The sequence below is a fragment of the Bacteroidota bacterium genome, from assembly GCA_030706745.1.
Taxonomy (GTDB): domain Bacteria; phylum Bacteroidota; class Ignavibacteria; order Palsa-1295; family Palsa-1295; genus PALSA-1295.
Window position 1 is genome coordinate 99274 of record JAUZNX010000008.1, and the last position, 12789, is coordinate 112062.

7 protein-coding genes are annotated in these 12789 nt (G+C 53.7%); 4 read left to right on the forward strand and 3 right to left on the reverse strand.

Going from position 1 to position 12789, the window contains the following annotated elements:
• Positions 1-29: 29 nt before the first annotated feature.
• The gene (locus Q8902_10525; protein ID MDP4199989.1) at positions 30-1025 is read right to left on the reverse strand and encodes a rhomboid family intramembrane serine protease; all 996 of its coding nucleotides are present in this window, start codon (positions 1023-1025) and stop codon (positions 30-32) included.
• A 400-nt stretch (positions 1026-1425) separates the two neighbouring features.
• Entirely contained in the window at positions 1426-5577 is a 4152-nt protein-coding gene (locus tag Q8902_10530; GenBank protein ID MDP4199990.1) for a choice-of-anchor D domain-containing protein, read from the reverse strand.
• 427 nt (positions 5578-6004) lie between these two features.
• Here Q8902_10530 and Q8902_10535 point away from each other — a divergent pair, with 427 nt between their 5' ends.
• Entirely contained in the window at positions 6005-7075 is a 1071-nt protein-coding gene (locus Q8902_10535) for a hypothetical protein (protein ID MDP4199991.1), read from the forward strand.
• A gap of 1037 nt (positions 7076-8112) precedes the next feature.
• Positions 8113-9942, forward strand: a complete 1830-nt coding sequence (locus Q8902_10540; GenBank protein MDP4199992.1) for a T9SS type A sorting domain-containing protein — start codon at positions 8113-8115, stop codon at positions 9940-9942.
• Positions 9943-10373: 431 nt separating this feature from the next.
• Here the strand turns inward: Q8902_10540 and Q8902_10545 are convergent, their stop codons facing one another.
• Complete coding sequence (locus Q8902_10545) at positions 10374-11201, reverse strand: PASTA domain-containing protein (GenBank protein ID MDP4199993.1); 828 nt, start codon at positions 11199-11201, stop codon at positions 10374-10376.
• Between the two features lie 100 nt (positions 11202-11301).
• Between Q8902_10545 and Q8902_10550 the strand changes: the two genes are divergently transcribed.
• Positions 11302-11727, forward strand: a complete 426-nt coding sequence (locus tag Q8902_10550) for a hypothetical protein (protein MDP4199994.1) — start codon at positions 11302-11304, stop codon at positions 11725-11727.
• Entirely contained in the window at positions 11724-12686 is a 963-nt protein-coding gene (locus Q8902_10555) for a metallophosphoesterase (GenBank protein MDP4199995.1), read from the forward strand. Before Q8902_10550 ends, Q8902_10555 begins: the two co-directional genes overlap by 4 nt.
• Positions 12687-12789 lie beyond the last annotated feature (103 nt).

The following is a 12789-nucleotide window of genomic DNA, read 5'->3' on the forward strand; positions in this document are numbered from 1 at the left end:
TGTATAAGTTGAACTCGTACTTTTGTCTTCTATTTCCGCTCTTCCATTCTTCGCGATGCTTCGAAGAGGATGTCGCGCTCCTCGGTCGTTAGATTCTGGTAACCGGTGGCAGCGATCTTGTCGAGAATGCGGTCGATCTCTTCTTGGGTGATCGTCCGCGCTTTCTTGACGTCTGCTTGCGTCGTGGTCGTATCTGCCGGGTGGCCATTGATATCGCGATACTCCGCATCGACGGCGGTCCCTTGCGTGCGAGCCCGTGGCCGGCCAAAAAAGCCGGTGCCACTCCGTGGAGCACTCGGCTGCGCACCTTGCCATGCACTGGTGCCTTGTGGGGATTGCCTCCGCATCCGGAGCAAATGTCCGCCAGTTGTGATCAGAATGTAAACAATGCCGGTCACCGCACCACCTAAATGCGCCAGATGACTAATGTTATCTCCTCCGTTATAGGTCATGTAGAGTTCGAGCGCCATATAGCCGGCAACAAAGAACTTCGCAGGAATGCCGATGAAAAACAGCGGGAAGAAATAAATTGGACGGTTTGGAAACATGAGGCCGAAGGCGACAAGCACGCCGAAGATCGCACCCGATGCGCCAATCAACGGTCCCCCCTCGGCGCCGAAGAAACCCGAGAGCATCAGATGCGAAGCCGCACCGCCCAAACCGCAGATCAAATAGTAGGTGATGAATTTCTTCGTGCCCCAGGCATTCTCGACTTCAACCCCGAACATCCAGAGGGCCAGCATGTTGAACAGGATGTGCGTGAACCCCTCATGCAAAAACATGTAGCTGACGAGCTGCCAGGGATAGAAGAAATGCGAATCCGGCGGCCACAGAGCCAGATATTGCAGAATGAAGGACGAGAGGGACTCATGCCCTGCCATGTGGAATGCTCCGAAGAGCATTTGAAATAGGAATACTCCGCCATTGGCAATCAGAAGGAATTTGATTGCCGGTGGGAAGAACGAAAAGCCGCCAAAGCCTCTCGGCATTTGCGGTCGCTGCTGCTGTTGCGGTGTCCAAGCCATTAACTACGCATTCCTATCTGTTCCAACGGAGCGTCGGCGCTCGAGCCGGGTCACTCGAGCGGGTGGGCGCTCCACATTTCATCCAACACGGCTTTCGCCAGATTCGCGCCTCATTCGCATTGCAGCGCGATAGAGCTTTACGAATGGCACTTCGGGTGTTTCAGAGAGCACTCTTTTCCTAATGAGTTCGACTTCACTTAGGACAAGACGATCATCTACCGCAAATGTTGCTTTGTCAACCTCCAGCCGAGCCGGGTGGGTGAGTCTGGGTTCACTCAATTCGTCATGACTTTCGGCAATGGGGAAGAGCACAGAAACTAAAGACCCTTGCAACCGCTTCGCGGCGCAAGGGTCTTCAGCTTCTGTTTCGTTACCTCTAAAGTGTTAGGATCTGTTTTCGCTACCGCTGCAACACAAACTCTCTCGTCCTCACGGTCTGACCATCTGTCAGACGGCAGAAGTAGGTACCGGAAGGCAGATCGCTCGCTGAAAGTGTGGCATCGTACGATCCAGGCTGCACGGCGACCTTATCGGCAATGCGGCGCACTTCATTGCCCATCACATCGAAGATGGAAATCGAAATGACAGCCGGAGCCGCGACCGAATAGCCAATTTTCGCGAAGTCATGCGCAGGATTCGGTCGGATGTCCCGAATAATAGGCGGAATTGTGCCATTCGTGAGCATGTATTGGATCGACTTCGTCCCGCAAACCGGATCGAGCTGGAATGTCGCGCCAATCGTGGTATCGGCTGCATAGCACAATGGCGTTGAGTCTTTATCGAGCCAGACGGCATTGGCCAGCCCGATTGCTGTCGTATCGCTCTTGCTCACCATGACCCGAAGGTTCAGCGTGGCCAGTGTGGTCTGCCCACCGAGCGGCGAGCTCGAAAGCAGAGTGAAGGTCCGCGTTTCCATGTCGGTGGCCGGATTATAAACCGGATTGGATGCGACAACCGGCGGCGTGACCGATATATACTGGAACAGATCGCGCTTCCAGCTCACATCGACACGGTAGCCATAGGCCCCCTGGGTGCCATTATCCGGAGTATTGAAGTCGATCGCGTTATCGATGACTATTGGGACCGCAAGCGTATGATCAGGGAGCGCCTGATAGGCGGCTGGCGTCGAGGCCATCGCGCCAATGGCGAATGTGCGCCGGACTCCGACGCCAGTGCCCTGCAATAGCACGGTTTCCGTCCAAAGGCTGTCGGTCCCATCGACCTTTTTACCTTTAAGGTTCAAGGTCAATGCTGCCTGCCGGACGCCATGAGCCATCGGTGTGAAGCGGATGGGGATATAAAGGGTATCGTGCGGATTCACATTCGCGGAATTGAATCCACCCGGTATTCCGAAATCCCCCGGATTCTTCCAGTCACTCGTCGCGTCAATCGTGGCAGAGAGTACTGTGATCGTGTCCAAGCTTCCGGTATTGACAAAGAAGGCAGTCTGCTGGTTCGTCCCGCAGGGCCCGCCGGCCACAGCGACGTAGGTCTTTGGATGTGTCGTCCCATTTGAAGTGTCGCCAACGTTATAGAACTTGGCAACAAGCGCGAGGGAGGAGTTTTCACATCCACTCGTGCCCTGGACCTGCGCGGTATACGTGCGCGTCTCGGAACCCGTAGCTGTGATGGTCACGATTTGCTGCGCGCCGGGAGCAATGGTATATGGTGGCAATGGCAACAAGGTAAAAGCGCCAGCATCTGCTCCGGAAACATTGTAGGAGCCGATGGTGAGTGGTGCATTGCCCGAGTTGGTGATCGTGAAGCTGCTGGTGGTGCTGTGGCCAATTCGTCCGTAGCCGAGATCGATCGAGCTCGGCGCAAACGCGATGCGCGGCGTCACCAATTGCGCCGTGATTGCAAGTGTAGGTTGCGGACTTGGCGCTGCTGCGTATGCTACGACCGTCGCGTGTCGCGGTGTAAAATCGTATCCATTCAGGAGCGAATGGAATTGAATCTCTAGCGGCACCTCATTCTCATTCCCCATTCCCGGATCAAGAACGAACGGGAATGACTTCGTAGGAACAGTCAGTGTAAAGTACTTCGCATCTGGGCCCGCCAGTCCAATGGAATCGATGACCTGACCCTTTGCGAAATTGTTATACAACGTGTCCCGTAGCAGTGTATCAGTACAGCCGATGCTAAAGGTCTTGTCGTACGATGTCAGTTTGGCGCCGGCCGGCAGTGCGAGCCCCGTCAGCAGTGAGGTATCCTTGATGGAATGTTGGAATTTTGCGGTATTGAGATTTGCAAAGATCACGTGGCCGGAGAACGTCCCCCATGATTTCGGATGGAAGCAATACAGGACGTCCACGCTTTGGCCGGGCGGAATGACGATCGGAAACTTCTGATTTGGATCGATCGAGAAATTCGGATCGGTCACTAAATCCTGGCTCGTGATTGTGAGCGTCGCCTTGCCGGGGTTGCGAAGCGTAAGCTGTTTGCAGAGGGTCTGGCCACTATCGACCTCGCCGAAATTGACATCGCTGGCATAAATCAGCGGTGTAATTCCCGTGCCCTTCAGAAGATACTGATATGTGGCACATTGGGAGAGAAGGCGTAACGTATCGGTCGAAACGACGCCGGTATCGACTGCTTGAAAACAGAGCGAGAGCGTTGTTGTCGCGGCCGCATGGACCGGCGATAGTCTCCTCGGACTAACGGTGAAATTGCCGCCCTGCGCGATTCCATCGATCGAATCGGACTCCGCCATGAAATCACCGGCCGCAAGGTTCGTAAGGGTCAGCGTCATGCAGCTATCGGTTCCAACCGGGATGGCACCAAAGTCATACGTTGGGGCCGGCGTGACCGAAATCTTCGGTGCGTAGTAGTGGTATTGGTAAACCGTGTCGTTGCCTGCGCGATCGACGGTAAAGATTGCGGCGTATGCATCCTGCGTCGGATCCACCACGGAGAGCTTTGCTACGGTCGTGCTATCGCCAACGATGAAACCGGGATCGGGCGTCAGCGAATAATTATACGAGGGCGTGTCCCAGCGGGCATCACCGGCATCGGTGATGAGCGCGATATACGCAAGGCGGGTATCATCGAACGAGAATCCGTTTGTAATTCTCCTCGGTTCGAAGAAACGGAGCGTGTAGGTCCCGCACGTGCTATCGAGTATCTTCACAAGCGGCGGAAGTGTATCGGGCGAAATGATATTCTGGGCCATACCGGTCGGCCAGCCATAACCCTCATAGAGTGAGAAGCCATATTGGTATGCGCCAAATGGTACCGGTCCTTTGGCAACGTAATCGACGTTCGAGCCTCCAAGCAGGAGGACGCGATACCCACCCATGACCGGGTTTGTGTTGGGGAATTGCGCGTGACCGGCAAACTGAGAGTTGCCGGTGCCGAGCGGCTGTCCGTTGATTGTGATCTTCTTGATCGAATCATCGCGCGCGATGAAGGTCACATAGTTATTGAACGTCCCACTTTTTGCCGGTGTGGGCGTCCGAAAGATCATTTCCTTTTCGAACTGTTGCTGCGGCGTAAAGAGGACCATAAAGGGATCTGCCGTGCCCGGGTCACCATTGTAACCCTGCGAATACGAATACTGCGTAACGATAAACTTCTTGTGGTTAACAGATGTGTAGACCGTCGGATCGGTGACCAGTTCATCGTCCACGACATCGCCGGCATTCAGATAGTAGGTGCCATTGGGACCATTGCTCTTGTATGTAATCTGATTGCCATCTTCTCCGGAAATGATGCGAATAAAATCGCCGCAGGCCGTGCGGCCAGCCATCGGCATATCGAAGTATTGCGTTCCCCACTTATCGACGGGCGGGAGCATCTCGAGAAAGTGATCGGCCGAACGCACCCAATCGGTTGGTACGGATGAGATCTCATGACCGGTCATAACCGCGACGGGGCGGGAGGTCGTGATGCTCGTGCCGGAGAGATCGTTCGCTCCGATGTCGTTGCCAGGGGATTGAACGAGGTATGTCTGTCCCCGGCTCAGCGTGAAGGTCCATGGCACTCCGGCCAAATGTCCGCCGCGCGTATCGGATTTGGGCGTAATCGTGACGTTGGTATTATCGTAGGGCGCGACGATCAAAAACTCGCCATGGGTATTTCCGCTAAATACTCCATCGGGATAATTCACCGTGTAATACTGTGTCCCGTAGGAAGTAATGGGCAACCCGAGGAATCCATCCGGAGACCCTCCGATACAGGAGGTGCATGTCCAAACCGAATATCCATACAGCGTGATGGGATTGGTGCTCGTCACATGCACCGCTCCATCCGGTGTAATCGTCTCGCTCTTAGACGTCAGCGCCCTGCCATCAAGTGGAAGATCTTTGATCTCGTTCGGAGCCAGGATGTAGCTCGTAGTTGAAGTGCCGATCGACACGGACACTTTATTCTTCGTCCCCGTAGCGATAAATAGCCGCATCTGGGCGGCATACGCGCCGAGTGCAGGATCCCCATTGGGCATAAAGCCGACCCAATAGTCGGTGCCGGAGGATGAGATGCCCTGCGCGCTTAATTGGCAGGTGACAGTGGAGAGAAGGACGACTGCGGTGAAAAGTCGAACCAAATATTTCATAACGGACCTCAGTAAAAAACAACCGGGTTGCGCACCCTTGCGGTTAACACGTCGTGGCGGGTTAACGAGAAAAAAAATCGGATTACCTCAACGTAATCATGATGAACAGTTAATTGAGAAGACAATTCGTTCCATGAATCCGAACCCCGCCGCAGGCTCTCATGCTGCACGCTTGCAAGGAGTGTCCCCGTTTGCAAATGATCCGTTTTTTTCTTCGTATATTAGCGGCGGTTTCCTCGGACGACGCTCGTCCCGACGCCCGCTCTGGCCCCATTTCGCGTTCCCGCCAGCCCTGACACCGGCTCCCTCCGCCCGTTCCGATTCATTCAAACATTACATTTTGCGTGTATGCTAATAGTCACACTCGGTACCACGCGCGCGTCAGCACGTCGTTCGGCGAATCGAGGGCGATTAAGCTTGTGAAAGAATGATAGCACTTCTTACACTCCTGCTCGTGTGCCCGGGAGCGCTGCTTCCGGGCTATGCGGCGATTGCCAAGCCGACGATATACCACTTCGCCGCACTCGGTACGGTCGAAAATCGAGCCTTTGCTCAGGCCGCGACAGCAGTTCCGGACTCGGCCCATTGCTATTCTCAATTGAATTGGTCGGGTGGCGTGATGGGATCAAAACGAATCGACAAGTCCCTCTTGTCGGTCGATACCATGCTCAACTGCGACTCGATGTTTCATATGCTCGATATTTATGGTGAGCAAGGCCCGCGTCAGCGGGAATACGATTCGGCAAAATCGTTTATTCTGCAATGTCCCGAGAATCACATGGTTTCCTGGGCTTTCGGCAATATTATAGCGGGAGCGCAGGGTTTGCAACTGAAGGACACAGCCATCTGGACTGAAACGCGAGCTTGGCTCGAATCTGTGCTCTATTTGAATACGACAGACCCAGCTTACTTCTGCCAATGCGTTGAGGCCCTTGCCCAATGCCTCGGGTCGCTTCACGATACAACCGAGCAGCTGATGTGGAAAGATCAGAATCGCAGCCTTGCTGTGATCCGGTGGATGCTTCTAAACGATCCTTGCGACATGCCGAACCTTCGCTTCCTATACAATAATACCCGCCGCTCGCAATACGAACAATGGCTCAACGACACGACCGTTCCTTATGATACCACGCTCCCTTCCATGCAGGATCTTGGTTTAGACTCACTTCTAGCGATCCACTTTAAGTACGCCTGGGTGCCGAGCGGCGGGGATTTTGGGAAGCACGTGTCGTCGTACTCGGTTTCGGAGAACCCGCTGCACGACCTAACGACGCTTCGGTTCGATCTCTCGGACGCGGAGTACGTGCGCGTGGAGGTGTTCGATGTGATGGGCAACAACACGCCGTGCCCATCGCTTCAAAAGACGGGGGATGGCTTGTTCGAATCGGGCCAGCACCAAATCCCAATCGACTTCTCGCGCTGCGCCTCTGGCACGTACTATCTCCGCATCACGCTCGGCACCGGTGAGGTGCGAACGATTAAGCTTGTAAAAGAGTAGCAGACCTCAACATCGGCGCCGGAAATGCTCCGGCGAAAAATCGCCCCTCCCGAGAGAGGGGCGATTTGCTTTTTGGAGTACTTCCTCCGGCTGAATTGAGGCTTCCATGAATTCTTCTGCCGCACGAAGGTTTTTCTTGCATTCGCGGTTTCGCCGACGTATATTGCTTGTGGGTTCAGGGGCACCTATTGCTCATTAGAAAAAATGACAATTGAACGGTCTCGCATGGGCGACCCTCGAAATTGAGTCAAAAATGAGGCATTGTCCGATGCGGCACCAAACGGTGTCATGCTGATTCAGAAGCGTCCTTTGGTGCGGCAGTCCCGCCAGGCCCGCTCGTTTTCACAATCATAGTGGCTTCATGTGCCGGTGATCCCACGATAAATGAGGTTATACCATGAATAGCTCGATTGGTTTGCTTCGCAGGACTTTCGTCCTTGCCATCTTCTGCCTGATCGCATCGGCCTTGTCCACCACTGTTGCTTCCGGGCAAACGCCTAATTGCTTTACCGTTACAACGAGCACGGCAACTCAGAGCTGCGCAAGCGGATCGTGTTCCGATCCACTACCGTGCTCACACTGCATTAAGGTTACGATTTGCAACATTTGCCCTAACCTATCGATTAGCTCTATTCAGATTACATGCAATAGCGATAATAACGGGAATTGTCGCAGCTATTGCCCGGATTCAAATTGCGTGAACCATGGCTGCCCAACGTGCCCGGGCGATGTCGGAAATTATTGCAGTTGGCAAGGACCACGGTCGATGGACGCCGTTGATCCGAACGATCCAAACTTTCCGACGAGCAGTGCCCTTCAGTATGGAGACTGCATGACCTTCACGATCTGCGAATCCATACTTGTTGAGCATTATACCATATCCTGCACTGGTAATTGTGGAATTGTTCCTTGCGTGTCCGTCCCAATCACTTTTTAGAGAGTTATTACATTCCGGAATCATAAAGAGACTGAAACCGGTTGCGGTCACTGGTCCATTGCGATTCGGCAATGGGCCAGGCCGACTAACGTCGATCATCATGCGCTCAACATCCCTCTTCGTTTCAGCCGCGATTCTACATTTGCTTCCCTGTTTAGCTGGCGCTCAAACGCCACCCAAGGTCGAGTGGCAGCATTGCTATGGCGGATCAGGCTTTGAAAATTTCGAAAGTTCTAGCTATTTCGAAAGTCAAGGCATTCTCTCTGACCATATGGTCGTTCGCACTCGAGACGGAGGATATGCCTTTGTTGCACTGACGGAATCGAACGATGGCGATGTCAGCGGAAATCATACGGGCTTTACGGGCTTTCAGAACATTCCGTCACAAGATTTTTGGTTAGTCAAGACAGATATCCTGGGTAAGATTCAGTGGCAAAAATGCTTTGGAGGAACGTCTGAGGACGGTCCACAGTGCTTAATTCGAACTTCCGATGGAGGTTTCGCTATGTGCGGCCTTACTTTGTCACACGACAGCGATGTAACCGATCCTTATCCTGAAACGATATCCCCAAATCCTGTAAGTGGAGCGAAATCCCCTAAAGTAGAAGGCTGGGTAGTCAAGACGGATTCGATGGGAGTGAAGGAGTGGGCGCACTGCATTGGATCGCATACAGGCGATGAATACTTCAACTCTATCATTGAAGTTCCGGATGGCTTCCTCGTTGTCGGATCGTCTAATGCGAATGAAGAAGATTGGCAGTCCCATACTAACTATTATGATAATGGTGTTGATCCTTTCACTATGGGTACTTGGGATGCATTGATTGTGAAGCTCAATTCGAAGGGTGAGGATCAATGGCACAGGCTCCTGGGCGGGGTTGGTTATGAGGAGGCGACATCCGTCGTCACCGTTCCCGGTGGCGGGTATATCTTTGCGGGTAATACTAACTCGCCCGATAGTGGATACCTCACTGGTCCTCACGGCAACGTACCCACTCCTCACGGCGACGTAACCGGTCTGCATCTCGATCCTAAAATCTGGGGATCCGACGTGTGGGTGGTCAGACTCGATTCCGTTGCGCGGATCGTCTGGCAAAAATGCTATGGGGGGTTCTCCTACGACATGGCAAATTGTATTCTGAATATCCCTGACGGTTTCCTCGTCGCCGGCTGGACGAATTCAAACGATGGCGATGTCATCGGGCAGCATGGACATGGGGACGGCTGGATCTTTGCGATTGACACGAATGGCATGATGCTACACCAAGTCTGTCTGGGTGGCTCCGATTCCGATGTTATTCGTTCCGTGATTCGGACCGCAGACGGCAATTTCGTGTTCGCGGGCAGCACGATTTCTACCGATGGCGACGTCTCCGGTCTCCATCGTGGTTCAGTGGACTCCGCGGATGGGTGGGTCGGCGAGTTGTCGCCCGACCTAACGCTCCTCTGGCAGAAATGCTTAGGTGGCACTGCAAGGGATGGCTTCGGTACCGTCATCGAAACAGAGGACCATGGGTTTTTGCTGAACGGGTCGACCGAAACAGCAAACAATGGTGATGTAAGTGGGAATCATGCTGGCAAGGGCACAGGCGGCGCCCCGAATCGCGTCTCCGATGTTTGGAATGTGAAATTGCGAAACCCAGCAGCGAACGTTGAAAGAGAAATTGCTCTTGCTTCAACGCACGATCTGTATCCGAATCCGGCCCAGACCGAAGTATATTTGGATATAGACGGCACTACTCCACTCCGCAAGATTCAGTTTTACTCATCGTTCGGAATGGAGGTGTTTCCGGAGTACCACGTCCAGGGCACCAGAGCCATCATTACTGTTACGGATCTCCCCGCCGGTGTGTACGTGGCCAGAGTCACATCCGCGAACGCTCTCGCCGGCACCAGCGAAGTGCAGACGGTTAAGTTAGTGAAGGAATAAGGGCCTCATCATCGGACGCCGCGAATGCTCCGGCGAACAACAAATCGTCCCTTCCGAGAGTGGGACGATTTGTTTTTTCGGGAGCTTCCATGAATTCTTCTGCCGCGCAAAGATTTTTCTTGCACTCGGGGTTTCTGTGACGTATATTGCTGGTGAGGTCACAGGCACCTATTTGCTCATTGACAAGAGAGATTCTTAGCCAACTGGAGAACAGCATTCCGATGGGTCTCTTGGCTTCGCATCATGCGATCCTTCATTGCGCTACGCTTCGTTCAGGATGACGTGGTCAGGGATGAAGAGGAGAGGGCGTTCATTAAATGACAACTCAAAAGAGAGAAGTCATTCATGAAAGAAATAGGAGTAAATGGCGAAACCGGCTCGAAAACGGCAGTGATTATGAATATGAAATCCAAAAAACAAAATCCGAATGGTTAGTGTCCATTCCCCTCGGGGGGCACGACCTGCCCGCCACGTGCGACGAAGAGATCGACGGTCGCGCCCTCGTTGACTAAGTCGCCCGGTTGCGGATATTGATCGAGCACTGCGTTTTCGGGCGTGCCATTCTGGTAATTGACCTTACCGACTTCAAGCTGAACAGACTTCAACTTTTCGAGAGCCGAGGCAAGCGACATGTTTTTAAGATCGGGTACCGGCACTCGGCCCAGCAATGGGCCTTCCGAAACGACGACGCTTACGGGGGCGCTTGTCGATGTATGAGCGCCGGGTGCGGGAGTCTGCTGGAAGACCGTCCCGTTCTTGGCACTGTCGGAATAAGCATAGGTCACATTGTTTAGCGACATATTCGCCTTCAGCAGCGCCATTTTCGCGTCGCGGAGCGACTTGCCACGTAAGTCTGGTGCGATGGCCATTTCCTTACCGCCTGAGATCACGAGATAGACTTTGCGACCGGGTTTGGTCTCTTCTCCGCCTTCGGGTGTTTGGCGGATGATTGTTCCTTCCGGTATTTTATCGTCGAACCGGACTTCATACTCGATAGGCTCGTAGTCCGCGGCCTTGAGCCGTGCGATGCCGGTATCCTTCTTCATCCCGACGACGGCGGGCACGGTCGCGACCGATCCACTCTTGACATAGAGCGGCATGATGACAACATCGAGGAGAACGACGAGGACGAAGAAGCCGACGATAGCAATGCCGGAAATGACAACCCATCGTCTCCGGTAGAAGGCGAGTTTTTCCCCGAACCCCATTGGCGGCTGCAATGGGGGAGTTGGATCGCTGATCGTGTGCTCTTCAGTCATCGAACGGGCAACATCACTGAATTGGATTTCATGCCTTCGATTGCTTTGCGGGCCGGTTCTCAGAAACCATATTGAGCATTTTCGCACTTAGACTTCGAGTATGCCATCGAAAGCCGCACAGATTATCGCCTATCTCTCCGTTCTCGTCGTATCGGTCCTTTTGCACCGATTCGTCTATGCGAATCTGCGGCGTGTTCTCTTGCGCGATTATCCAAAGTCCGGCCAGAAATTGACGCGCTTGAGCCGAATCCTCTTCGTTGTGATGGACTCGCCGTTCCTGTATCTCTACTTCCGGGGTATGATGCCGCAGCATGTTGTCGTCGCAACGACGTGGCTGCTCTATCCATTCGCAGTCTGGCAATCGATCATGCTGTTGTGGGCTGCGATTCTCATGCCGTTCGCGATGTGGCGAAGGACAGGTGCCTTTGGACTACTCCGGCTTCGTGAGAAGGTACGCATAGATCGAGAAGGTGGGGAAGTCGATGTCGTTAATTATGATTCGTCGTTGGAGGTCGTTACGGAATGAATGTAGCTGATAAGAATCTGAGTTTGGAACAAGAAGAAGGGTTGGTCGTGCCTGAACCAAGTGCGGGTTCAGGACGCAGCTTTTCACGCCGCGCGTTTTTGCATTCCAGCATCCTGGGCGTCAGCGGGCTCGCACTTGCCAGTTGCACGCGTGGGATTATGGACCGCAATGAGATCGAGATCACCCACCGGACGTTTCACATTCCGAATCTCCCAGCGGAGTGGGATGGCAAGACCATCACGTTCCTCAGTGACATTCATTCGGGTCCATTCATGGATGTGGACGATCTCAAGCGAGTCGTCAAAACAACCAATGAGTTGAATAGCGATCTGATTGTGATGCCAGGTGATTTCGTCACATCGAGCACCAGCGAACTTCCGCCATTGCTCGAGGCCATGTCAGAGCTTCGGGCGCCAATGGGCGTGTTTGCGTGTACGGGTAATCATGATTATTATGCCGGCGTGGACGACGTGAGCCGGGGCGTGGAGGACACACCGATTCAGATGCTCCGCAACAGCAACGCGAAGCTCATGATCAATGGTCAGCCACTGTATCTTATTGGCGTGGATGATGATGATGCCAAGGATGTCACCCGATATGTCGAGGGCCATGCGGCTCCGCATATCGAAGCCGCATACCATGGAGTGCCCGAAAATGCGGCATCCGTCCTTATGTGTCACAAGCCGTATCATTTCGAGTCGTTCGCCAAAACGAATGTGGGCCTGATGCTAAGTGGCCACACGCATGGTGGACAGATCGTACTTGGCCGGATCGGCGAGACCGTTATGGCATTCAGCACGATCGCATCGAAATACGTCGAAGGTATTTACCTGCCGCGCGAGTCGAGATCGCAAACGCAGATGTACGTCTCACGTGGTATCGGGGTGGTTGGCTTGCCAATCCGGATTAACTGCCCGCCGGAGATTACAAGGATCACACTGGCTCGCCCCGTGGTTTAATTGAATTGCGAATACGTCCCTGACCCAGCTTTAGCACTATCCCGCGAATGAAGCGATTCCCGGCTTCACTTTTCCGGCGATCATGCTGTTGAGCGACGGAATT